This is a genomic window from Nitrosomonas sp. PY1 (assembly GCF_022836435.1).
Lineage (GTDB): Bacteria > Pseudomonadota > Gammaproteobacteria > Burkholderiales > Nitrosomonadaceae > Nitrosomonas.
Map to the genome: position 1 here is coordinate 1,166,487 of NZ_BQXC01000001.1, position 23,833 is coordinate 1,190,319.

Sequence of the window (23,833 nt, forward strand, 5' to 3'; positions counted from 1 at the left end):
AACTTATAGTTGTTCATTTTAAGACGCAGGTGCGTAAAAGACATGATGTCTTTTACGCGTTTGCGTTTTTATCATATTACAGAGGCAACTCATTTAAATGAGTTTTTATGAGTATTTTAAAATCTATTGGATGAGATCTACAGATTTGGAATTAATATGACTAAGCGTGATTATTACGATGTACTCGGGGTTGGTCGCAATGCTGATGAAGAAGCAATCAAGAAAGCCTATCGTAAACTGGCAATGAAATATCATCCGGATCGTAATGCTGGTGATACCAAATCCGAGGATAGGTTTAAAGAAGCCAAGGAAGCTTATGAGGTATTGACCGATGCGAATAAGCGAGCGGCTTATGATCAATTCGGTCATGCAGGATTGGACAGTGCTGGGGGTAGAAGTGGAGCACAAGGGTTTACTGATGCATTTAGCGATATTTTTGGTGACATTTTTGGCTCTCGTGGTGGTCGTTCGAACATGCATCGTGGTTCCGATTTGCGCTATAACATGGAGATTAGCCTAGAACAAGCGGCACGTGGGGCTGAAACGAAAATTCGCATTCCTACTTTGGAGACTTGTGGAACATGTCACGGAGATGGTTCTAAGCCAGGTTCGTCACCTAAGACTTGCTCGACTTGTAATGGCCATGGACAAGTGAGAATGCAGCAAGGATTTTTTTCCATTCAGCAAACGTGTCCTAAATGCCAAGGTAATGGCAAGGTCATTTCTAATCCATGCACGACATGTCATGGTTCTGGACGTATCAAGCAGCATAAAACTTTGAACGTAAAAATTCCATCTGGTGTTGATGATGGCGATCGTATTCGTATTTCCGGTGAAGGTGAGGCGGGTATAAATGGTGGACCTCCAGGTGATTTATATGTAGTGGTTAATTTATCGACGCATTCCGTTTTTCGTCGTGAAGGGGACCATTTGCACTGTGAAATTCCTATTAGCTTCAGTGTCGCTGCATTAGGTGGTGAAATTGAAGTGCCTACCTTAGAAGGGCATGCAAAAATTAAAGTTTCCGCAGAAACACAAACGGGAAAGATTTTTCGTTTGCGTGGAAAAGGCATTAAAGGGGTGCGGAGTCACGAAAAAGGTGATTTATTGTGCCACGTTATCGTTGAAACACCGGTTAAATTGACGGAACGTCAGAAAGAATTGTTAGAAGAATTAGAGTCAATCAATCTAGAAAATGGTTCACGCCATAATCCTCGTGCCAAATCTTGGATGGATAGGGCTCGCGAGTTTTTTTCTGAATAAAGCTTTTTCTGAAATTAATTTAGGTTTTGTAAATCACTCAATGCCTTACAATAAGTTAAAAGCATTAGTGCCACAAAACTTAAGGGCTTTTATAAGAAACCCATTTCTTAACATTAAGCTTAAGTGTGCCTATCGGTATGATTATCAAAAATACTTAAAATTTGGGCGCAATCGATTTGAGTTATCCCCCATTAAATTGATTGGACAAATTATATTACTCTACCATGTTATCGAAAAGGGACTCACTATGCCCGAGACCCGCTTGGGTTTCGGTAAGCAGCGTATTATCAGGCTATGTGATTTATGCTTGAGGTATAAAAATAAATACGGATTAAATGATGATCAAGTCAAGCATGCTGTGCAAGTGATTCTGGAGTATGACGACTTTCATAAGCGTAATAACTTTAAGTTAGATAAGTCAATTACAGAAAATATTAATCATATTTTAGTAGACTTCGCTAATCAGCTAGAGCCAAGCCAGCAAATTGAAGTAACACGAGAAGATTATTTCAAACATACATCTGATTCTTTTCAATTATTCTCTGACTCGCGATCTAGCATTAGAAATTTCACTCAACAAGATATTCCGATTGAAAAACTCGAGCAGGCATTAGAGTTGGTAAGAAATACACCATCGGCGTGTAACAGGCAATCATGGAGAACTTACATATTTAGTGACCATGAAAGGATTAAAAGAATATTGGACGCTCAAGGTGGCAATAATGGATTTGGCCATTTGACGAATAAGCTAATTGTAATTACAGGTGAAATGGGATTGTTTGGAGGGATTGCTGAGAGGTATCAGGTATATATTGATGGGGGTATGTATGCTATGAATCTTCTGTATGCACTTCATTATAATCAGCTAGCGGCCTGTATTTTAAATTGTAGCCATACTCCCGATAAGGATGAATTATTAAGAAGCATATGTGGCATTAAAGATTCAGAAAATTTTATTGCGATGATTGCTTGTGGAATTCCACCAGAGAAATTTAAGATTGCAGTTTCTCGAAGATATGAGCGAAGCGCTACAAATAATCTAATCGACTAGATTATTGAATCAAATCCCAAATACTTGGGCTTCATTAACTCAATTTAATGTAATTGAGTTAATGTTTCTGGAGAGAAAGGAAATTGATTCGTTTTGTAAGCGAATTAGAGAGGCGTTTGCACGATTAAAGTCAACGCGTGCATTCTCCGGTATGAAATCAGGTGAAACCAGTTGTTTCTCTAATCCAATGTTGGTCAGTAAATAGAGCTTACTCAAAAATCATAACTAACTGATTGAATTTATTAATATTTTGTTTTTTGGTAGAATAGTGCACATAAATATGTGAATTAACACCAAAAACCGTGCACTATGATTCGTTACGTCAGCCAAAAGCAACTGCCCCTCGAAGGATTTGATACACCGCCCGGCATGATTCTAGATCCCACTAATCGCTGGGTAAAACTGAGGGATTGCCTACCGTGGGATGAGTTGTCCGAGAGCTACTATAAGACGTTATGTTCAAATCTGGGCCGCCCAGCCAAAGATGCCAGGATTGTGATTGGAGCGGTGATTATTAAACATAAATTATCGATTTCAGATGAAGAGACGGTTGAACAGATTCGAGAGAATCCGTACCTGCAATATTTTATTGGCCTGAAAGGTTTTCAAGCGAAGGCGCCGTTTGCGTCATCATTACTGGTTGAGATACGCAAGCGCATGGGTCAGACGGTATTCGATGAATTTCATGAGTCGATCATCGAAACGGTTGAACCTAGGCGGACAAAGAAGTCAGTCAAAGCAAGTGATGATGACAACGACGATGATGTGTCAAATAGCGGTGAGGTAGGTAGCAGCGGCGCGGCCACCGCAATGGAAGCAGAGCAATCTTTGGCAGATGAGCAGCCGCGCAATCACGGCAAATTAATACTGGATGCCACCGTTGCAGAACAGGCCATACGCTATCCGACAGATCTTGGACTGCTGAACGAAGCGCGTGAATTGAGTGAGCGTATCATTGATGAACTGCATGCCAAAAGTAACCGGGCACAGAGAAAGAAGCCGCGCACTTATCGCGAGATTGCCAGAAAAGCTTATCTCAGCCTGGTCAAGCTGAGACGGCCATCCAACAGAAAACGCCGTGCCGGTATCAGGCAGCAATTGCAATTCCTGCAGCGGAATTTAAATCATATTGAAGCGATGCTGACGGAATATCCGCTTGGCACACCCATACCGTTACCCAATGGGTTGTTACGCCGCTACTGGGTATTACCCCATCTGTACCAACAACATTATGCAATGTACAAAACCAACACCAGACGCTGTGATGATCGCATTGTCAGTATCAGTCAGCCGTATCTTCGGCCCATTATCAGGGGAAAGCAAGGCAAGGCAGTGGAATTTGGCGCCAAAATAAGCGTGAGTCTGACAGACAAAGGATTGGCGCATGTCGACAAGCTGCACTGGGATGCGCAACATGAAGGCCATGATCTTGAAGCGCAAGTTGAAGCCTACAAAAAGCGTTACGGCTATTATCCAGAAGTCGTCATTGCCGACACGCTATATGGTTCACGTGATAATCGCAGCTATCTGGAACGCAAGCACATCCGCTTCTCAGGAAAACCACTGGGACGTCCGCCAAAGAGTACACCTGAAAACAAAGATGAGATCAATCGCCTGAAAGCACAACGCCGGCAGGAATATCGCGAACGCATTCCAATTGAAGGAAAGTTTGGCCAAGGAAAGTATGGTTATCGGCTCAACAATATTCGAGCCAAGCGCGCTGATACGTCTGCCGCATGGATTAATAGTATCTTCCTGGTTATGAACCTGCTCATCTTGGTGCGGGTTTTTATTTATCTAAAAAATCTTGCTGTCAGAATAGTATTTTGGGTGACAAAAAAGTGCAGGCCCAGAGAAATTCGGTTTGCCCGTGCTTGCCAATTCAGCTCAAACCGGAATTCTTACTTGGCAGTGCATATCTGATTGCTGAATTTCTGAGTATTCAGCTCAAACCGGAATTCTTACTTGGCAGTGCATATCTGATTGCTGAATTTCTGAGTAAGCTCTAAATACGCATACCGGTCGTCTTGTCCATCGTCATAACAAATTGAATAAAAAGGTGTGTTAAAAATTACCGAGAAAGCTGCTCCATGGAAGGAAGATGTGATGACATATTGGGCGTATTTGATAAGACTAACGAAATCAGAGGGTGAGTAGCATTGCCTATCGAGTGGGTTATTGATGTCGATAACTTTGCAGTTTAATTTATTTGCCAGGATCCTGGCTTTTTCTTGCAATAACTTAGGATTCTTTTTAAAGAGCCGCGCTTGATAGATAACGATATAGCGCTCATTCTTGTATTTTGGTGTAACTATTTCTTCCCAAACATCTTTCGGTAAAATGAGTGTTGGATCTAAAACCAGTTTTATAGGCTTAGATGTATATTTTTGTAATTTCTCCTGGATAATTTTTTCACGCACGGAAATATCATCAAAGTTATGAATAAAGCGAACAAGCTGTTCTTCTGCAATATAGGCTAAGTTTTGATAAGGTGTACTGGCGGCATACGAAATCTTTTTCGAATTTATTGGAATGGAAAAAGCACCCCAGTAAATTTCATCTATTCCCCCAGTAAGGTTACTGTTCCAAACCTGATCACTGCCTATGATATAAATATCATACTGTTGAGGTATTTCATCTTTTCCATTTACAATAGAATGGCTTACTTGTAGGTGGTCTTGAGCAAATAATTCAAATTGTTTTTTTCTTTGGATTGTATAAGGTAATCGCTTGATGGAACGTATGAGATTCCTAAGAAAAATCAATGGTTGTGTAATGAAAGCTGGATTTATTTTGAAAAATTGATATCTTCTTTCTATGAAATTTTGCCTGTAGTCAATGATTTCTGCATCGTGTCCCAATTTTTTGATAGCTTCTTGTAAAGCAAAGGATTGTAACACGGCACCGTTATTTAGCGCCCTATGGAAGGTTAGTATTCCAATTTTCAGTTTTCTATTATGGCTAGTGTGCATGGCTTATTCCAAATGGTGGAGGTAATGTTTTTTAAACCTTAGGTAGATTAGTTTCATGACATCATATGTTATTGCAATTACTACATTGAGTTGAATCGAGATTAAGCTAGATATAACGAAGCTGCTAATAAACAGATTGCCAGTGACGATTACCGGCTTATTTTATTTCTGAGAATAAGCAGCTTATCAAGAACAAGTTGACGTTCCCGGCTATTCATACCGAAAAAGAAAATTACCATTAGTGTAGAAATGGTACTGCTTGCACCGACCAGTAAAAAACGTGTTATGCCACTCCCCATTTCGAAGTAGATGACGCAAGGGAGTATGATTGCGAGGAGTGTAACAATTAAGGCATTACCATAAACAACGGTTAGATAGTTTTTAATCGAGATTCCTATCATTTCTCTAAGTAACCATAGTCTGGTAACAAGACAGAGCTGCGAAATCATAATCGCAATAATAAGTGTAATTTCTGGGAAAAATCCGTACTCCAGAAATAGATAGGATAATGGAAAGTTCATCATTTGAAGACCACCCACTAGGATTTGATATTTTTTGATTTGCCCAGTTGCAAGCATGGCCGTGATCAGTGTTTTTGATAAAACTTCACTCATGGTGAAAATTAAAATAAGGCGGATGAAATTTACGGTATGTTCCGGAACAGTCGTAAGCCAGAAATTAAGTATGGTTTCGGTTTCAATAATGACGGGCAAACAAAGCAATAAAAGCATATAAAAGGAGAGTCGCGTACCTTGTTGAATGAGGATGAACATATACTCGTGGTCACCTGACGCGTAAGTTTTGGTTATCTGTGGATTGAGCGCGGTCATAAAGTTAGTGACAAAGCTATTAATCGCGTAGTTAACCTGGGATGCGATACCGCGAGCGGCATTGACTGCAAGCCCACTAAATATATTCAATAGTATATTGATGCCCTGATTCATAAGTACCGTAGATCCCGAGCCGATCATATTCCATCCTGTAAAACTACTCATCTCTTTCAATAGTGTCTTATCAAAAACCAATTCATAGCGGCACTCAGCGAAATGTTTTTTGCAGTAAACGGTATAAATCAATCTGATAATCAGAGATACCATAAGCATCAGTACGGCATATACCGACAATTTGTCGTAAGGAAAGATAACGAGTAAGAAAACACCTAGAAGCTTTAAACTGACTTCGATGATGCTGACATAAGCAAAAAACTTCATGCGCTCATGAGCAATGATGGCGGCGTTATAGGGCACGCTGACTAAATTGATTATGAAAACAATGATCGCAGATTGCAGTACCCAATTAGCGGCAATCATTCGATCAGAAGGAATATTCATTCGGGTATTTAAGAACCATACGCCGATCAGTTCTGCCAGGATCCATATGATAAATGCCATACCGATATGAATTATAATTGAGGTCGAGAAGATTAATTTTAATCGTTCAAAATTTTCTTTTCCCAGTTCAAAAGTAAGAAAGCGACCGACCGCAGCTGAGAGTGAGCCAGAAAGAAGAGAAAACATTGCAACGACTCCACCGACCACATGATAAATTCCAAAATCTTCGACACCCAAGGTACTTAACACTACGCGGCTGGTATAAAGACTAATAGTTATGGTTAGTAACATTCGGAAATAAAGTAGTAGTGTATTCTTAGCAATTCGTTTATTGTTTTCTTTTCGTGTCATCGATGTTTTTCGCTACCTATCGTTTATTTTGCGTGCATATATTACTAGAATGATTTCTCTGGTCGTATATTTATCCTATTTATTTAGTATAAATGTAATAGGATAAAGGTTCTTAAATGTGTGACGAATATTAGTACAGTTTTAATAGTATATTTTCATTAGGTTTGTAAAATCTTGCCTATTAGTCAGGAAAAGTGAATTATTGTCAAATATGATGCTCAAGACTTCATCAAATCATATTTTGATTTATTGTCACTGCTTCATTGACTAGAGCAACGAAGTCTCATATCCTCGCTTTGAATTCACTGGTCTTTGTTTAGCCACATTTGACATCAGTTATATTGCCTAGCAAAAACTAATCAACTAAATTCACTGCTGGCTCTCAATTTCTTAAATATCAGATCAGTTATAACTCTTAAAAGAGAATTGAATATTAATGGGGTTTATTTTGCTTAATCGAATGAGACGACTTGGGTGATATTACAGTGAAAGATAATGATAAGAGATTGCCGAGTAACAATCTCTTATGAATTTGACTAAAATTTAGATTTTGTGCGTAAAGCAGAAAGCCCAATCAACCATAAAAATATGAACAGTACTGTAAGGCTATCCGGCTGTGGCGTTAATGATGGATTTGACGGAGATTTTGGAATTGTATAATGATCAATTAATGGTGGTTTAAGATTTTCTACAGTAAATAAATGTGTTGGAAAATTTGCTAAGAAAGCATCGGTCAATCTGCGGTTGTAATAACATTGCTTTTTAATTAGCCATTCTTGGTTTTGGTTATGGATATTTAATGGAGGAGCAGGCATTAAATCAAAAATGCCCCACTCGGCACTGACTGTGGAGATCGGATCAATACACACAGCGTGATGTAATGGATTAAATTTATCAGTACTAGTAAAAGCGAAAGCGGGGTTGGGAAAAGCTATTGTGATACATAAGTACAGGAATACTATAATTTTCGATATCATCTAACCTACTGCTTATTCTAAAAAACTCTATCATATTTAATATTATAATGCAGTTAAACTAAAATCAATGCGACAAAATGTCGCACTGCATCATTTAATAAGAGCCCCACTGCTGTGAGCGATGGGATATTTTTGTTCGGAACAACGTAAGCTGATGGTCCGAGTGAAAGAAAGCGAATTCACCCTGATAGAGGCAATAAAACGACTGTCTTTACCCTATAGGGCACTAAACGATAGATTTATGCTGGCAAACGTGGTGACGAGAACAATGTGGATAGTGTGTATCACCTATACACCTATCGATGAAGGCCGGAAGCTTCGAGGCAATTTAGTGTGATTGGAGGTATGTTGATTGACAGACATGGCGTAATAATGTCTTTATCTCTCGGTCTTTGCAAAAGAGTTACCAAAATTTCCCAGAATTTCAACATTGCATTGGATTTTTAAGAATCTGCAGCAGAAGTGGATAGTTTTGCAAAGATCTCGATACGTAAAAATATTCTTGTGCTAATTCACTAGGCTTGAAATAAAGCTTCAAGGAGCTTGAAGGCTGGTACTTCGGGAAAGTAATGCGTGATATCCGACAATGCCTGTCGCTGTAATTGTATGCGTAGCTCGTTATCAGACACCAGTCGATCAAGTGCGTGACAGCATGCGCTTGGATCTTTTGTATCAACAAGTAGTGCATTTTTTTCATGAGAAGCAAAACTGCTTGCACCACCGTTCTCAGGTAAAATCACCGCTACACCGCAAGCCATCGCTTCCATTGCGGTGAGTCCCATCGCTTGGTAATCTGAAAAATCGACGAAAATATCAACTTCGTTCAGTAATAAGGCGACTTGTTCGGGCGTTTGCTTGCCCAGATTGTTCCAAGCAAAGTCTCGTGGTAAGGCAAGAAATCCAGGTGTATCGCTTTCTTCGCCGAATAAAAAAATTTCAATTTGTTTTCCGTATTTTTGCTCAATGATTTTTAGTACTTTCATTGTCAGGTATGGGCCTCGGCGCGGCGAGGAAGATCTGATCATTGCGGCGATACGTAAGGGTCGCTCGGGCCAGGAAGGATCTTTGCGTAGCCTCGGTCTAAATAAATCTATATCAATACTCGGGCCGAGTACAGTACAGTCAACTTTAGTTTCTTCTGAAACTTTCTGGCGGTTCCAGTTTGTTTTTGTGACGCAGATTAAATCCGGAATCAATGTATAAGAAGCTAATGCCTTTTTGTACTCAGCTGTCCCTTCTTTATAAAAATAAGGCTCGAAATCTTGTATGTAATAGCCCAAAATCGGCCTTGAATGCGTATTTTTTGCTAATGGTGCGATCCAGGCGACAGAAGTGTTGAAGGTGGCGATAACGGCATCGAAATCCTCGCAAAGCTTAGGTATTGACTCTTCATTTGGCGCATAGACGGTAGGGATATCAAGTTCAGGATAACTATTTTCAAAATCTACTTGCAAATAAGAGAAATTCAATAACCAGGTATCTATACCCATCTTTATGAGAGCCTGAGCTTCACTGATCAGAACGTTTGCACCTCCCCCGGCTTCTCTTGTCGGCAATATAAAGATTATCTTCTTGCCTTTCCATTGGGCCTTTGCCTTTTTGATGAATTCGTGGCGTTCAAACAATCGCTTCGCGTGAGCGCGTATGCCTTCCAATACGCGATTGTACCGGCAAAAATACACACCTTCGTCTATCAAAGATTGCCCATGCTTTTTGGCTAAAACTTGTCCGGCATGTTCGCATAACAGACGGCGACGCTCTGTTGAATAACTCTTGGATTGAGCATGATAAATATAGACATCATCGGCTATCGCCAGTGACCATCCCGCCTGTCTTGAGCGCAAGCAATAATCGTTTTCTTCACCATAGCCTTGAGCAAAATTCTGTTCGTCAAGTTTACCGATTTCGTCAATTAAAGCCCGTTTAATCAATAGGCAAAAACCGTTTAGGAAGGGGATACGCGGATACAGTTGCCCGGAATAAATAGCTACTTGCTGTGCCATTTCTTCCACGGTCATTTCAGCTGGTAAAGGATTGCTTGACCAATCACCATTTTGTTCGATATCCGGAATAGACTGCCAGGAAGCGGTGTTACTCAATGGGCCAATTATGCCCAGACTAGAATCGGATTCGGCGCAGGAAATCATACGATCGAGCCACTCAGCACTTACTACCGTGTCACTATTGAGTAAGACTACATAGGGAGACCGTGAAGCTCCAATTCCTTGATTTGCAGCCAGCGTGTAGCCACGAGCCGATTCATTCCTGATCAATTGAGCGTTGTTATCTTTTGCAAAATTCTTAAGGTAATCACGGGTCTCTATGTCACTGCCATCATCGACTAAAATTAATTCATAGGGAGGACATGTGTGGCGTATCACCGACGCCAGGCATTTTTTGACGTCTTCCAAAGCATTGTGAACACAGATGATAATATCAACAGCCACTGTATGAGGCACGAGATCAGGGCGGGATATCGTAGTGTTCGTAAATCTGCTTATTTCTCTGGGTGGCTGGCGACACGATGCATACATTCTCAAACTATTGCGCACTCCTTGGGGGCCTTCCTCCAGTAATTTCTGGCACATCTTGAGTATCAAGCGCCTCCCACCTTGCCAACCGCCACCATGTTCCCGAATAAAACTTGAGCTGAGTGCCAAAACATATGAGATGCGCCGCGCTTGCAAACCTATTCGACGATAAGGCGCAGTAATCTTCCATGAATTTGAATTATAAAGCGCGTTGATATCCTGTTTGTGTTTCGCTACTTCTCGCGTGTACTCTGTTATCGCCTGCTTGTGCTCTGCTATCTCTCGCTTGTATTGCGTTATTTCTTGCTTGTACTCCGTTATCGCTTGCTTGTGTTCTGCCACTTCTTGTTTGTATTCATTACATTCGGCCTGCTGTTCATGGAGTTGGTTGTGTAATTGCTCCAGCAATGCTTCTCTGTATTCAATGAGTTCGTTGATTTTTTCACCAGGCCAAATAGATTTCCACTTATCAAAATAAGCGCCTTTTGCTTTGCGGATAAAGCTCTTGTCAGTTTCCAATCCAAAACCGGAATGACCGTAATTCCGATAACAAGCGGTAATCTGGTCAACGTGAATAAAGTCCGTGTATTGCGTCATCTGCACCCAGAAATCCCAATCTTCGTATACCTCCAGCGTTTCATCAAATCTACAACCATCGTCAAGCAGAGATCTTTCAAATAATGTCGCATGGATCGGTAGATAATTTCTTCCCCATAGTCTTTGCCAGTGAAAGGGTTGATTCAGCAAATCTGTTGTTTCTAATACACCTCCCCTGTAATGTTCAACGCGTACGCCAGCATAAGCGCAGCGGGCGTTATTTTGGCTTTGTAAGGTATTTACTAAACCGGCGATATGCTCAGAATAAAACCAATCATCATCGTCGAGAAAAATTAGATATTTTCCAGCAGCTTGGTTCAGACCGACATTCGCTGCTCGGCTACGATTCAATTGTTCGTCGCTTCCGATCATCCGTATTGGAAAACATCCGTACCACTCACCCATTTCTCGGTGATTTGCACCTTTGGCATTGATGATGATGATTTCAATGTTCGGATAAGTCTGCGAAGCTACGGAATTAAGTGCATCGACCAGTGTCGAGCGATCCATGCTGCGAATAATAACGCTCACCAAGGGAAAAGTAACATTTTTCTCTTCAGACATTTTTGAATTCGGGGATCAATGAGGAACAGTTTGGGAGGTTGTGAGATTATTTCTTTAAAAGGCTTTCGAGACAGAAATGCAAGTTTAACATTTTTTGCAATATGCGGTATCTTGATTGTATCGCGTCAGCATGAGTTAGACAAAATTGCGGTATGCTAATTTTCATGAAGTCTGAAGTTTCATAAAATGAGGGAATGCAATGAGGAGATAGGAATGGAATTGCCGCATACACAGTATAGTCAGGAATTTAGGGAGCAATCTGAATCGCCCCGGGGCGATTCAATACTGATTTGATTCTTCATCTTCTCCTTTCCTCAAATCCTTTTATCACCAGAAAATCCAAGGCGATTCAAACCAAGTCCTGCTGGAAAATTACTACTTTTCCGGTGGATTGGAAGATCGTATCCGACAGTTCATCGATTACTGCAATCACCACATGAGTCATTGAATAATCTAACATCGGCTGATGTCTTTTATAGTCGAGGGTAATCTATTCTGGATGAGCATGAAAAAATAAAACAACGAACCTTAGCTTTACGGCGCCAGATATTTTTGCCGATAGGTCAATTAATAACAATCCCGGTAAACTAAACCATTTCTTAATCCAGGCGCCTATCGGTCCATATTGCTTTGACGACATACAGTAACAGACAAATTATTCACTTTGAAAGGTGTTGATCAATATCGTTCACACTATTAATTTCCCTACGCCAGGATGATAATTCATAAGTTGTGATCATGATCTTGCGTAACCTTGAGAAAAATTGCAAGATGCCTACTGTTACCTGGAAACAACCAGTCAATTTTTTAGGATTTTTCTGTGTCCAATATTTGGAAGCGTTTCATTTATATTATTCTAATTACGCTGATTTTTAGTGGATTTTTTTGGATGGCTTTCGGCGTGACATTTGCCTTGTTACTGTTTAGTGCGACACTATTCTGGATCGCGTTACACCATGTTTCGCATCTGGTTGCGCTAGAGCGCTGGTTGTTATTACCTGAGCAGCTTTCTGCCAATATTCCAGCCGGTAGTGGTGAATGGGATGATGTATTTGCATATTTAGCCCGTTACGTACGCCAGCATAGCCAGAGCCAAGAATTGCTGAGCATGGCGCTAGAGCGTATGCGTAATGTAACTGCTGCTATGCCGGATGGCATTGTGTTATTGACTGAAAACGATCGGATTGAATGGTGTAATCCGGTTGCTGAGGATCATCTAGGAATAAGTTCGGTGCTCGATTCAGGGCAACAAATTACGCATTTAGTGCGACAAGTTCCGTTCGTCGAGTATTTGTCGGTACGTAATTTCACCAAGCCGTTAGTTTTGAATCAAACGCGCCGACGGCATAAAAGCGTTTTTTCCTTGCAATTCGTACCCTATGGCTTCAACCAAAAATTGCTTATTAGCCGAGACATTACCCGATTTGAGAAGCTTGAAACAATGCGTCAAGATTTTATCGCCAATGTTTCACATGAATTACGCACACCACTTACGGTGATTAATGGTTTTCTTGATACGCTAACGCATGAGGAAACCACACCGGATTTTGATAAAAGGGCTTTAACGTTGATGTCGGAACAAGCAATTCGCATGCAATCTCTGGTAGAAGATCTTTTGATCTTGTCGCGCTTGGAAAATGAGCAAAATAAAATCAATGAAACGATCATTAATGTGGCTGATTTGCTCAATGAAATTCTGCGCGATGTAGAATCGCTCGACACCGAAAAGCATTCGATTAGATTGAATATCGCAACACATAGCCAACTACTGGGTAGTCAAACTGAATTGCGTAGTGCGTTTAGTAATTTGATCAATAATGCAGTGCGTTATACCCCAGAGGGCGGTGAGATCAGTATTCATTGGCAAGAAAAGGATGGTCAAGGTATATTTTATGTACAGGATAGCGGTATCGGTATTGAAGCTCAGCATATTCCTCGATTGACTGAGCGTTTTTATCGGATTGACACCAGTCGTTCGCGAGAAACTGGAGGAACAGGACTCGGACTAGCGATTGTTAAACACGTCGTGAATCGGCATGATGGAGGTTTGCAAATCACGAGTGAGATCGGTAAGGGAAGTCGCTTTACAATTGTTTTTCCAGCCAAACGACTGGTTGCATAAGCAAAAGTATTCTAATAAATATTTCTCAATGCATTTACTAGAGTTACGATTCAACTTTTTCGGGTGTTGTTTTTATAATTCTTTGTAACGATTTAGCCAATAACGACAAACCAAACAATAGTGTGCTGAATAATACGATAGTAGTACCCGAAGCGACATTAAAAATATAACTTAGATACATTCCGATAATGCCTGAAAAGGTGCCGATCAGTGTGGAGTAAATCATCATTTTGCTAAAACTATCGGTTAAAATTCGCGCAGTAATAGCGGGTGCAATCAGCGTTGCGGCGACCATCGTAACACCGGTCACATTGAGTGAAGCGATGACAGCAAGGGTAAGTATGATTGAAAATAGCAGTTGCACCGATGCGGTTTTAATACCCGATACGTGCGCTACCTCTTGATCAAATGTTGAGAAGAGTAGGGCACGGTAGGAAAAAAATAGAGTGATAAAGGTGACAACGGTGACGATGCCGATGATGAGCAGATCATCGTCATTGATTCCTAAAATATTACCGAACAAGGCCGCTTCAAAATTTTGCTTGAAATTGCGCAATTTACTTACGATGGCAACACCTAATGCAAACATTGCTGTTGTAACAATACCGATGGCTGCATCGAGTTTGATTTTGTTGTTCTGAGTAATTTTATTAATGATCAGTGCGGCGGCTAATCCCATGGCGCATGCACCCACATAAAAATTCATATTCAGAGTGAATCCTACAATCGCTCCACCAATTGCGGCATGCGATAGCCCATGACCCACGTAGCTCATCCCTCGTAATACTACGTATACGCCAATTAATCCACCGGTTGCACCAACCAAACTGGCGGCTAACAGACCACGAAGAAAAAAATCATATTGCAGTGGTTCAAACAAAAATTCCATTAATTACGACTGATCCATAAACTGCAAAGGGGTGGTATGCGCAATTAGCAAGTGCCCTTCATGTTTTACAATGACGATATCGCCACCATATGTTTTGGTGAGAATTTCATTGATGAATATATCGTGTGGGCGGCCTTGTGCGATGACACCTTTATTAAAACAAATCACCCAAGGCAGATGCGAGGCTACGGCATTCAGATCGTGCGTAGTCAATAATATGGTAATGCCTTCGCAATTCAAACTGCCTAATAGGTGTAATATTTCATGCTGTGTTTTGATATCGACGCCGGAAGTGGGTTCATCAAGAATCAGAATCTTCGGATTGCTGATCAAGGCGCGCGCCAAGAAAGTGCGTTGACGCTGGCCACCGGAGATCGCGAGAATGTGCTTTTTTAAGCAACCATTGATGTTCAAGCGCTCGGCCAGATCATAAATTTGTTGACGCTCATGTTTTGTCAACCAAGGCAAAATACGACCACTGGTATAAAGCCCCATGGCAATGACCTCTTCAACTGTGACAGGAAAATTCCAATCGACACTACCCAGTTGTGGTACATATCCAATGATACCCGGTTTAATTTTTTCAACGGCATGACCATTCAGCCTGGCTTTACCGCAAGTTACCGGGTGCATACCCATCAGGATCTTAAGCAGCGTGGTTTTACCGCAAGCGGTCGGGCCTACAATACCGGCAAATAATCCATGCGGAATTTCTAATGAAAGATTCTGGAATAACTGATGCTCATAACCTGCAGTGATATTGCAGAGGCTAATGGCTGAGTGTAACGGTGTGTCAGAATCGATTATTGCTTGCATCAATGTTTGCTGTACAAGTTGCGTCTCCACCCAGCGCTTGTGTCATGACCGTCATATTATTTACCATCATGCCGATGAAAGAATCGTTCGGAGGCGCTGGCAATTCATCGTCTGAAAGCTGGTCGATAAATTGCACATTGGCTTCGCGTGCGATTTGTTTCATGATTTTGCTGGGAAAAACATCCGAACCAAAAATAGCGGGTACACCGGCTTGCTTGATCTGTTTGATGACATTTATTACCTCTTGCGGTGCAGGTTCGGAGAAATCTGACGGTTGGATAGCTGCAATGACGGTCATGCCATAGCGCGGTGCAAAATAGGCAAATGAGTCATGGTAAGTTACCAGCTTACGATTCTTTTCAGGAATTGTTTTAACACAAGCAAAAATGGCCTGGTCTAATTTTGTGAGTTTAGTGAGGTAGGTTTCGGTATTTAAAAAATAATATTCTCGATGCCTGGAATCCAACTCGCTCAAACTGTCTCGGATGATTTCGGCATATTGCATCACCAATTGGATGTTTAACCACAGATGTGGATTGGGGTGTCCATGTTCACGTGGGAAACTGAAATCATATTGCCAATCTTCCTCTTTCAGTGTGCGATTGCCCAATTGCACAATACGTGTTCCGGGTTTTTTCACTTTCTCAGCTAATTTCAAAGTCGGTAACTCAAGGTCAAGGCCATTTGCGATGATCAAGTCGGCCGCTTGCAGTGTTTTGATATCGGACGGAATGGGCTCAAAAGTATGCGAGTCAACGCCATCCGGAACTACGCCAATGACATTTACATAACCACCCCCAATGTTTCGTACCATGTTCGTGATGGGTGCAACGGTTGTAACGATTGTGAATTTCTTAGGATGCTCCGAAGCAAAAATCCGCTTTCCTAGCCCCAGAGAAATAAATATCGTTATGAAAAAAAAGAACAATAGGTAACGACTGTGAATTCTCATAGTTTTTTATTTTTTTTGCCAAGACATTTATATATAAGCTATTTTACACAGATTTGTATGAAAAAAACTTTATTTCTCATACAGTATCACGATACACTGATATATGTATGAAGAATTTTGTATATTTCATACCGCAATTATTTTTTTACAGCATAGAGAGCTATTGTCAACAAATAGAAGATTTATTTTGATGTTAGAAACAACAAAAAAAAACGAATTTACTGCAAGTGGTGGCGCCGTACTTTTATCGCTGTGGATGACAGGGAGCGTTCATGCCGCAGGCGTACCAACACTTAATGAAATGACCATTAAAGCAGATTCCAAGGGGCTAATAGGGACTGCAAATACTGCTAGTGAAGGCACTGTACTGAAGCGTCAATTAGATTCACGAACAGTTTATCGCCCAGGTGAATTGATGGAAACCGTCCCTGGTTTCATCGCTACGCAACACAGTGGAGAAGGTAAAGCCAATCAGTATTTTATGCGCGGTTTTAACTTGGATCATGGTACCGATGTACGCATCAGCGTTGATGGTGTGCTGGTTAATCAGCGTTCGCATGGACACGGCCAAGGTTGGGCAGATGTCAATTTCATCATTCCGGAATTAATCAGTAATTTGCAATACACCAAAGGACCTTATTACGCCAATCAAGGTGATTTCGCTTCAGCCGGTTCCATCAATATGAATTATGTCGATAAATTACCGCAAGGTATTGCCACTTATGGAATAGGGCAGCAAGGTTGGATGCGTGGATTGCTGGCGAAGTCTTTTCAAGTGGGGAGCGGAAATTTACTCGTTGCTGGTGAATTGGTGAAATTGAATGGACCTTGGACGATCCCTGAGCATTTTAAGAAATATAATGCAATGGCGCGTTATAGCCAAGATGACGGTACAACGAAATTCAATATTACCGCGATGGCTTATGGTGCAAGATGGACAGCAATTGATCAAATACCATTAAGAGGAGTTCGGAGCGGTTATGTATCTCGACTTGGTGCTATTGATCCAAGCGACTATGGGGAAACCCATCGTTTTAGCCTTTCCAGCGCATTGGAGCAAAAAAACCGCTTTGGGGTTACCACAGCGAATCTCTACACCATTCATCATAATATGGCGCTGTTTTCCAACTTTACCTACTTTTTAGAGGACCCAGTCAACGGCGATCAATTTTCGCAAAAAGATAAGCGTTTTCAATCGGGATTTAATGTCGACCATACATGGGTTAACAAAATTTACGGATTCGATGTCGTTAATTCTGTTGGAGTGCAGTTCCAAAACGACGTCATTGACAATGGGCTGTCGAGCACTAGGGATCGTCACCTTTTATCAAGAACCCGAGCAGATCATATTAATGAAAATAGCGTAGGATTGTATTATCAGAACAGTGTGCAATGGCTGGAGAAATTTAGAACAGTTACTGGGATACGTTCGGATTATTATTGGTTCGATGTGAATAGCCACATACAAAAGGAGAATTCAGGAAGTAGCTACGATAGTATTACCAATCCTAAGGTTTCTGCAATTTTCGGCCCTTGGGCCAATACGGAGTTTTATTTTAGCTACGGCAGCGGTTTTCATAGCAATGATGCGCGAGGAACAACATCCCGAGTCGATCCTAAAACAAATGAGCCCATTAATCCAGTTCATCCGTTGGTTCGTACTACGGGATATGAAGTGGGTGTTCGTTCGGCAATTGTCCCAGGTTTGCAAACCACATTTTCATTATTTAGATTAGATACGGCATCCGAATTGTTATTTGTCGGCGATGCCGGTAATACTGAAGCAAGCCGCCCAAGCCAACGTAATGGATTCGAAGTATCAGCGTTTTATATGCCCAAGGATTGGTTAACGATCGATGTAGACTATGCATTGACACGTGCACGTTTTAGCGATTTCGATCCAATTGGGAACCATGTTCCCGGAGCAATTAATGGGGTTGGAAAATTGGCCGTTTCTGTCGATAATCTTGGCCGTTTTCTAGGTAGTATGCAGGTACGCTATTTTGGTAAACGTGCGCTCACTGAGGATAATAGCGCGCGATCTGATAATACCGTGACTTTAAATGGTCAAGTAGGTTATAAGGTCAGCAATAATGTACATGTAGTACTGCAGGGTTTTAATTTACTGAATACGCATGGGCATGCAATTGACTATTTTTATACATCCAGACTCCCGGGTGAACCAGTTGCAGGTGTAGCAGACAAGCATTTTCATCCGGTCGAGACACGCTCATTTCGAGTAAATCTTGTAGCCAATTTTTAGAATTTTCTGAGATTAGCAGTTATTATTCTAAGGCAGCGAAAAATGAGTTTCTTTTTTATGACGAGAGATTAATTCAAGGAAGAGATATGGAACGATTTACTATTTCAATGGATGAAGAGCTTTTTGAGCAGTTTGATAAAATCTCCAGTGCGCGTGGCTATGATAACCGCTCCGAAGCGATTCGGGATTTAGTGAGGGAATACCTTGAAGTTTCTCGCTTGCAAAAAGACAATAAAGGTTATTGTATTGCCACTTTGACCTATATCTATAATCACCATGAGCGAGATTTGGCGGCGTTGGTGACATCTTCTCACCATGAGCATCATGATATTACATTATCCAGTATGCATGTACATATGGATCACGATAATTGCCTTGAGGTTGCGATTCTACGTGGCACTATTCAAGACGTACGCCATTTTGCTAACAAGGTAATTGCCAAGAATGGTATTCGTCACGGCAAACTACATATCGTGCCGATTGAGGTATCGGAATTTGCTCATCAGCATGCAGATAATGTGCATAGGCATACCCATAGCAGTCCACGAACATAGTAATTCTGCATCGGATTCGCTAGTGATGCGATAGTATTACCATCCTGCCATATAGATGTTCATCAAGGTGGAAGAATGTAAATAAAGTTCTGTGATGCTATGGCGGTCAAACCTTAGTTTTCTCAAGCGTACTGGTTCTATAGGCAATATTTCTTTGGTTTCAAAATTAAATTGTAGCAATGGCGTGACATGATGGGCGTTAATATAGAGATCGCCGGATTCATCCGCATTGGAAACGGGATCGTGAATATCCGCAATGACGTGAATGAGTTCGGCAATTTTTTCTTCCGGTAGTGTAATCGTGTAAGTGTCAAAAAAATGATCAGGAACGGGAGATGAGTTAAATGCAAACGTTTCTAAGCCTAATGTTGCCCCGACTGCTTGCGCGAGTCCACCACCTAACGAATGGCCTGCCACAATAATTTTAGCGCCTGGATATCGATTGATGACGTCCCTCGCGAAATTGAAGGCGTCCTTAAATTGATCGCTAACGGTTCCCGTCGCGATAGCTGCATCTGCTGTGATATCACGAACGTAATCTAGCGAACAACAGGGTTCTGTACCGCGAAAAACCAGTGCAATTTCTTTGGGATTGGTATTTTGATTTTCATAAACGCCTGCATCCATGCCAGAGGTTTTGTTTTTCGTTTCGATTAATTTCCAAGTGCCCACCGTAGTATTATCGAAGTCATACACTAAATCAGCCAATTGCATATAAGGCAAGGAGCGGCCAAGCAGATCCACTGCACGGCGTTCTTCAGAAGGTAGCATGCCAAAAGGTTTCCAGTCTCTGCCTGCAACATAATCCGGGTTGATGTAGATAGCGACCTGGTCGAGTTGAAAAATTGTCTCGCTCGCGATGGATACCAGTTTGAGATCGACACTATAACGCTCAGTGCCAAATTGTTTTGGAATATCGATCTTGGGTATGCTCAGGATACCGTTTGCGAATGAAAATACTGGACTATTGAGTTCAGCAGGCAAATTGTCGAATTCAAGACCGGTCAACAAGAATTGATGACTGAGTGCTGGATCGCTGCTACCTAACCATTGCAATGTACTCTTATAGATATTGGAATCACTGGGGTCGATAGTAATTATTTTTTGTAAACAAACTAGACCAATGGTATCCAAATAGTATGCAGATGCAGTTGATTTTGAACACTCTTCCGATAGTGCGTGGGTGGTAGAAGCGACAGAGATCAGACTAATAAAACTGATAAATTTCGCTATGGTCAGAAATTTCATAGTAATTGAGTGTCCGGTAATGGTGAGATCTTGTTTATCAAACAAATTTTACAAGTTTCGGTGATCAGCGAGGCATGCTTGGATGGTACCCTGTTTTTAATGCTTGAATGGCGTCTTCTTTGTTTCTGACTATTTGTCGATTCGGGCAGAAAATATTTCTAGCCAATTCCCTTTGCGCATAAAGTTGCCGAACATTAATTAGTTTTTCCCATTCTGATACACGTGGTTCTGCCCAGGTTTTATCATTGCGTCCGAGTGCGTAGAGCTTTCTTTCAGTCGTTTCGCAGCGTATCCCTTCATAACTGACATTTAAAGCACCAGAGGAAGATTTGATGATTAAGCTAAACCGGATTACCCCATCTTCACCAACGCTGATCGAAGCAGGATCGATCAGATATTGATTGCCCGTGACTGCTTGACCTGTCGCATCGAATTCCAACAAGTTATTCATATCGGGATAAGGCGGCAATTGTGTTGCACGTTCGGTCCAAGTTTTTTCTTCTTCAAATTGGTCTTTGAATGTTTTATTGGCACAGGCGGATAGTATGATCAGTATTGAGAAAGTGACCAGTACGGAAAATAATTTCATGTTTCAGTTAAATCATTTAATAGTGATGCACGTGTACCGGCGTCGATGTTATCAATCGTTACAGAGTAGGCTGGGTGATCAATGCCCATGCTGAGAGTCGCATTGTGATGCAAAGCTTGAATCATCTCAACAGTGAGTTCAAAACGTAGAAAGTGTACGGAGGAGGTTTTGTCGGAATTTTCACGCTCGATATCTTCGTCGGCAATCGCGAATATTGCATCGAATTCTCCTATCTTAACCCATACCCGATCTTCGATACCAATCATATTCGCTAATTTTCCGGCGCGTTCAACCGGGTCTGGATATTCAATCATCATCGTGGCTTTCCAGTTGTGCCCATCTGGAATTAATGGCGTATAAGTTTCGAGCTCGTGATTAATGTCCGCTTCTTGAAAAATGCGCTCAGCAAACAGCATTTCTTGAATTTGATATCGTACGGTCAATGCATCTTCAAAAATCAGAGAAATATTGTTTCCTAAAGCAATTTTTCGGGGTTTCTTGTGCGCTATGACCTGACTCCGAAAATCACTGCGTACTTTGGCGTATGCTTCTAATGTTAGTAAACTGTCGCGACTAACGGTTTTCATATTTTTTCCTCGAAAGCATGTGTTTGTGCAGACAAAATTTGCAATCCTGGAATGGCTTGTTGATGATCGTCATAACCGTAAGCCATGCGTAATAAACTCAACGGATGCATTTTTTGTGCTGTTTCATTATTGTCGTTGTTACGCATGCCTTGTTCAATATGGCGTGCTGCTATGGCACAATCAGAACTAATATAATCGGGTTTGTTGGGAGCAGCCATTTGTTTGAAAACTGGGCGACCTATTTTCATCGAATCGGCAAAGTGTTCGCTTTTCACACCCCAAGTACCGTCATGCCCGGAGCATCGCTCTACAGTGGTGATCGTTGTTCCTGGAATTAATTGCAACACATCGCGCGTCTTTTTGCCGATATTCTGCACGCGCTGATGACAGGGAATATGGTACGAAACATTATTTAGCGATTGTTTGAAATCTGTTTTGAGTAACTTGTCTTGATATCGAAACAATAAGTATTCAAACGGATCAAACATGGCAGCTGCAACGGCCTGTACCCCGGTATCTTCAGGAAACAACAGCGGAAGCTCTTGCTTATACATCAATACGCAAGAAGGAACCGCAGAAATGATGGCATAGCCTTGTTGTGCAAACTTCAGGAGGTGCGGAATATTTCGGTCTTTCAATGCTTCTACCGCTGGTAAATCGCCCAATTCAAGCTTTGGCATACCACAGCATGCTTCTTGTTCCACCAGATACGTTGGAATTTCGTTATGCGCAAGGATTTGCAGCAAATCATAACCAATGCCAGGTTCGTTGTAATTAACATAACAAGTTGCGTAGATCGCCACTTTCCCAGGTGTTTTGTTCCCATCTTTTACTGTGAAATTAGCATCCGATTGTGCGTGGGAACGGAATTGATGGGCTGTGTATTCAGGAAGCTTTCTGTCAGCATGTATGCCTAATGTGCTATCCAAGATCTTACGAGCAAGCGGCGTATTGTTTACTGTGTTGACGATTGGCGCGACAACTGGATTGGCATTGATCTTCCCTAATAAGTCGGTATTCGATAATAGTCGGTCGCGAAAACCAGCACCAGATTGCTGGTATTTAACCGCCTTGGCACGCAGCATGAGATGCGGAAAATCTATGTTCCATTCATGTGGCGGCACATAAGGGCACTTGGTCATGAAACACATGTCGCATAAGTAGCAGCGATCAACCACTTCTTGGAAGCGATGTTTGTCAACACCATCGACTTCGCCTGTTGAACCTTCATCAATCAAATCAAAGAGACGTGGAAAAGCTGTACAAAGATTGACACACCGTCGGCAACCGTGGCAAACATTAAACACACGTTCCATTTCCTGTTGCAATTTTTCTGAATCGTAGAAATTTGCATTTTTCCAGTCTAATGGGTGACGCTCAGGGGCTTCTAAACTACCTTCGCGAGATGCCATAGTTAGTGAATTTTAAACAGAGGATTTTCAACTGCAAAATTCGTTGAAAGGGTATTCCAACGAATCTTACATGTGTTAACAAATTGGGTTGGTAAATTAATCTGCCAAGCCGTCCAATGCACGTTGAAAGCGATTAGCATGCGAGCGTTCGGCTTTAGCTAAGGTCTCAAACCAATCGGCAATTTCATCAAAGCCTTCTTCGCGAGCGGTTTTAGTCATGCCGGGATACATATCGGTATATTCATGTGTTTCACCGGCAATGGCGGTTTTTAGGTTATCGCGTGTTGGACCAAAGTGCAATCCGGTTGCTGGATCTCCACAAGTTTCAAGATATTCCAAATGGCCATGAGCATGCCCAGTTTCGCCTTCGGCAGTAGAGCGAAATACCGCAGCGACATCATTTTGTCCCTCTACGTCGGCTTTAGTTGCAAAATATAAGTAGCGGCGATTGGCTTGTGATTCACCTGAAAAGGCAGCTTTTAAATTAGCTTCCGTTTTAGATCCTTTGAGTTCCATAATGATTTCTCCTTTTTGAATGAATAATGCAATATATTTTTGTTTTTTTATGATGCATATTTAAAATATACTCAGAATGACGAAAGAAAGCGGAAATGCTGGATAATATTAAACAACTACAGCACTAGCCAGTAGCACCGATCTTTCTAGCCCTCTTTTGAGAGCGCACTAGTATACATGTTAATCCATGTAAAAAAAGACTATCGAAGGGATTGAAGATTGTCAACTACTATTATGTCAGTGTTGTA

At 41.4% G+C, this 23,833-nt stretch carries 18 protein-coding genes; 6 read left to right on the forward strand and 12 right to left on the reverse strand.

Annotation, left to right across the window (positions count from 1 at the left end; all coding sequences use genetic code 11):
- The first annotated feature begins 156 nt into the window (after positions 1–156).
- The 3 genes from dnaJ (at position 157) to W03_RS05535 (ending at position 4,237) form a co-directional block, all read left to right on the forward strand.
- Positions 157–1,263, forward strand: coding sequence for a molecular chaperone DnaJ (dnaJ, locus tag W03_RS05525; protein WP_244072023.1), 1,107 nt, complete (start codon positions 157–159; stop codon positions 1,261–1,263).
- Between the two features lie 40 nt (positions 1,264–1,303).
- A complete protein-coding gene (locus tag W03_RS05530) occupies positions 1,304–2,314 on the forward strand; it encodes a nitroreductase family protein (RefSeq protein ID WP_244072024.1) in 1,011 nt (336 codons plus the stop codon).
- A gap of 309 nt (positions 2,315–2,623) precedes the next feature.
- On the forward strand, positions 2,624–4,237 hold the full coding sequence (locus W03_RS05535; protein ID WP_244072025.1) for an IS5 family transposase: 1,614 nt from the start codon (positions 2,624–2,626) through the stop codon (positions 4,235–4,237).
- A 38-nt stretch (positions 4,238–4,275) separates the two neighbouring features.
- Here W03_RS05535 and W03_RS05540 read toward each other — a convergent pair whose 3' ends face one another.
- From W03_RS05540 to W03_RS05555, 4 genes are all read right to left on the reverse strand, one after another.
- Positions 4,276–5,286, reverse strand: a complete 1,011-nt coding sequence (locus tag W03_RS05540; RefSeq protein ID WP_244072026.1) for a polysaccharide pyruvyl transferase family protein — start codon at positions 5,284–5,286, stop codon at positions 4,276–4,278.
- A gap of 149 nt (positions 5,287–5,435) precedes the next feature.
- Positions 5,436–6,968 carry an MATE family efflux transporter gene (locus W03_RS05545; RefSeq protein ID WP_244072027.1) on the reverse strand — a complete coding sequence of 511 codons (1,533 nt, stop codon included), beginning with the start codon at positions 6,966–6,968 and terminating at the stop codon, positions 5,436–5,438.
- Between the two features lie 536 nt (positions 6,969–7,504).
- Entirely contained in the window at positions 7,505–7,945 is a 441-nt protein-coding gene (locus tag W03_RS05550) for a hypothetical protein (protein WP_244072028.1), read from the reverse strand.
- A gap of 515 nt (positions 7,946–8,460) precedes the next feature.
- A complete protein-coding gene (locus W03_RS05555; protein ID WP_244072029.1) occupies positions 8,461–11,637 on the reverse strand; it encodes a glycosyltransferase in 3,177 nt (1,058 codons plus the stop codon).
- A gap of 820 nt (positions 11,638–12,457) precedes the next feature.
- On the opposite strand from W03_RS05555, the gene phoR reads away from it, so the two are divergent.
- A complete protein-coding gene (gene phoR / locus W03_RS05560; RefSeq protein ID WP_244072030.1) occupies positions 12,458–13,759 on the forward strand; it encodes a phosphate regulon sensor histidine kinase PhoR in 1,302 nt (433 codons plus the stop codon).
- 43 nt (positions 13,760–13,802) lie between these two features.
- Here phoR and W03_RS05565 read toward each other — a convergent pair whose 3' ends face one another.
- Genes W03_RS05565 through W03_RS05575 form a run of 3 tightly spaced genes read right to left on the reverse strand, consistent with a single transcriptional unit; the run spans position 13,803 to position 16,416 of the window.
- On the reverse strand, positions 13,803–14,648 hold the full coding sequence (locus tag W03_RS05565) for a metal ABC transporter permease (protein WP_244072031.1): 846 nt from the start codon (positions 14,646–14,648) through the stop codon (positions 13,803–13,805).
- 3 nt (positions 14,649–14,651) lie between these two features.
- Positions 14,652–15,464: a metal ABC transporter ATP-binding protein gene (locus tag W03_RS05570; RefSeq protein WP_244072032.1), complete on the reverse strand. Its 813-nt coding sequence runs from the start codon at positions 15,462–15,464 to the stop codon at positions 14,652–14,654.
- Entirely contained in the window at positions 15,442–16,416 is a 975-nt protein-coding gene (locus W03_RS05575) for a metal ABC transporter substrate-binding protein (protein WP_244072033.1), read from the reverse strand. Before W03_RS05575 ends, W03_RS05570 begins: the two co-directional genes overlap by 23 nt.
- A 190-nt stretch (positions 16,417–16,606) precedes the next feature.
- On the opposite strand from W03_RS05575, the gene W03_RS05580 reads away from it, so the two are divergent.
- Both W03_RS05580 and nikR read left to right on the forward strand, forming a co-directional pair.
- A complete protein-coding gene (locus W03_RS05580) occupies positions 16,607–18,679 on the forward strand; it encodes a TonB-dependent receptor (protein WP_244072034.1) in 2,073 nt (690 codons plus the stop codon).
- 86 nt (positions 18,680–18,765) lie between these two features.
- Positions 18,766–19,233, forward strand: a complete 468-nt coding sequence (nikR, locus tag W03_RS05585) for a nickel-responsive transcriptional regulator NikR (RefSeq protein ID WP_244072035.1) — start codon at positions 18,766–18,768, stop codon at positions 19,231–19,233.
- Between the two features lie 36 nt (positions 19,234–19,269).
- Here the strand turns inward: nikR and W03_RS05590 are convergent, their stop codons facing one another.
- The 5 genes from W03_RS05590 to W03_RS05610 form a co-directional block, all read right to left on the reverse strand.
- Entirely contained in the window at positions 19,270–20,481 is a 1,212-nt protein-coding gene (locus tag W03_RS05590; protein ID WP_244072036.1) for a lipase, read from the reverse strand.
- Between the two features lie 64 nt (positions 20,482–20,545).
- A complete protein-coding gene (locus tag W03_RS05595; protein ID WP_244072037.1) occupies positions 20,546–21,070 on the reverse strand; it encodes a CNP1-like family protein in 525 nt (174 codons plus the stop codon).
- Positions 21,067–21,657, reverse strand: a complete 591-nt coding sequence (locus W03_RS05600) for a DUF3501 family protein (RefSeq protein ID WP_244072038.1) — start codon at positions 21,655–21,657, stop codon at positions 21,067–21,069. The genes W03_RS05595 and W03_RS05600 overlap by 4 nt, the downstream gene beginning before the upstream one ends.
- The gene (locus W03_RS05605) at positions 21,654–23,069 is read right to left on the reverse strand and encodes a heterodisulfide reductase-related iron-sulfur binding cluster (RefSeq protein WP_244072039.1); all 1,416 of its coding nucleotides are present in this window, start codon (positions 23,067–23,069) and stop codon (positions 21,654–21,656) included. The genes W03_RS05600 and W03_RS05605 overlap by 4 nt, the downstream gene beginning before the upstream one ends.
- A 96-nt stretch (positions 23,070–23,165) precedes the next feature.
- Positions 23,166–23,585 carry a rubrerythrin family protein gene (locus W03_RS05610; RefSeq protein WP_244072040.1) on the reverse strand — a complete coding sequence of 140 codons (420 nt, stop codon included), beginning with the start codon at positions 23,583–23,585 and terminating at the stop codon, positions 23,166–23,168.
- Positions 23,586–23,833: the final 248 nt, after the last annotated feature.

What these genes read in the sequence shown, in the direction of transcription:
- W03_RS05590 (WP_244072036.1), bottom strand. Translation starts at nt 20,481, where the DNA reads ATGAAATTTCTGACCATAGCGAAATTTATCAGTTTTATTAGTCTGATC.
- W03_RS05575 (WP_244072033.1), bottom strand. Translation starts at nt 16,416, where the DNA reads ATGAGAATTCACAGTCGTTACCTATTGTTCTTTTTTTTCATAACGATA.
- W03_RS05545 (WP_244072027.1), bottom strand. Translation starts at nt 6,968, where the DNA reads ATGACACGAAAAGAAAACAATAAACGAATTGCTAAGAATACACTACTA.
- W03_RS05610 (WP_244072040.1), bottom strand. Translation starts at nt 23,585, where the DNA reads ATGGAACTCAAAGGATCTAAAACGGAAGCTAATTTAAAAGCTGCCTTT.
- W03_RS05555 (WP_244072029.1), bottom strand. Translation starts at nt 11,637, where the DNA reads ATGTCTGAAGAGAAAAATGTTACTTTTCCCTTGGTGAGCGTTATTATT.
- W03_RS05595 (WP_244072037.1), bottom strand. Translation starts at nt 21,070, where the DNA reads ATGAAATTATTTTCCGTACTGGTCACTTTCTCAATACTGATCATACTA.
- W03_RS05540 (WP_244072026.1), bottom strand. Translation starts at nt 5,286, where the DNA reads ATGCACACTAGCCATAATAGAAAACTGAAAATTGGAATACTAACCTTC.
- dnaJ (WP_244072023.1), top strand. Translation starts at nt 157, where the DNA reads ATGACTAAGCGTGATTATTACGATGTACTCGGGGTTGGTCGCAATGCT.
- W03_RS05565 (WP_244072031.1), bottom strand. Translation starts at nt 14,648, where the DNA reads ATGGAATTTTTGTTTGAACCACTGCAATATGATTTTTTTCTTCGTGGT.
- W03_RS05570 (WP_244072032.1), bottom strand. Translation starts at nt 15,464, where the DNA reads ATGCAAGCAATAATCGATTCTGACACACCGTTACACTCAGCCATTAGC.
- W03_RS05605 (WP_244072039.1), bottom strand. Translation starts at nt 23,069, where the DNA reads ATGGCATCTCGCGAAGGTAGTTTAGAAGCCCCTGAGCGTCACCCATTA.
- W03_RS05580 (WP_244072034.1), top strand. Translation starts at nt 16,607, where the DNA reads ATGTTAGAAACAACAAAAAAAAACGAATTTACTGCAAGTGGTGGCGCC.
- nikR (WP_244072035.1), top strand. Translation starts at nt 18,766, where the DNA reads ATGGAACGATTTACTATTTCAATGGATGAAGAGCTTTTTGAGCAGTTT.
- W03_RS05530 (WP_244072024.1), top strand. Translation starts at nt 1,304, where the DNA reads ATGCCTTACAATAAGTTAAAAGCATTAGTGCCACAAAACTTAAGGGCT.
- W03_RS05535 (WP_244072025.1), top strand. Translation starts at nt 2,624, where the DNA reads ATGATTCGTTACGTCAGCCAAAAGCAACTGCCCCTCGAAGGATTTGAT.
- W03_RS05600 (WP_244072038.1), bottom strand. Translation starts at nt 21,657, where the DNA reads ATGAAAACCGTTAGTCGCGACAGTTTACTAACATTAGAAGCATACGCC.
- W03_RS05550 (WP_244072028.1), bottom strand. Translation starts at nt 7,945, where the DNA reads ATGATATCGAAAATTATAGTATTCCTGTACTTATGTATCACAATAGCT.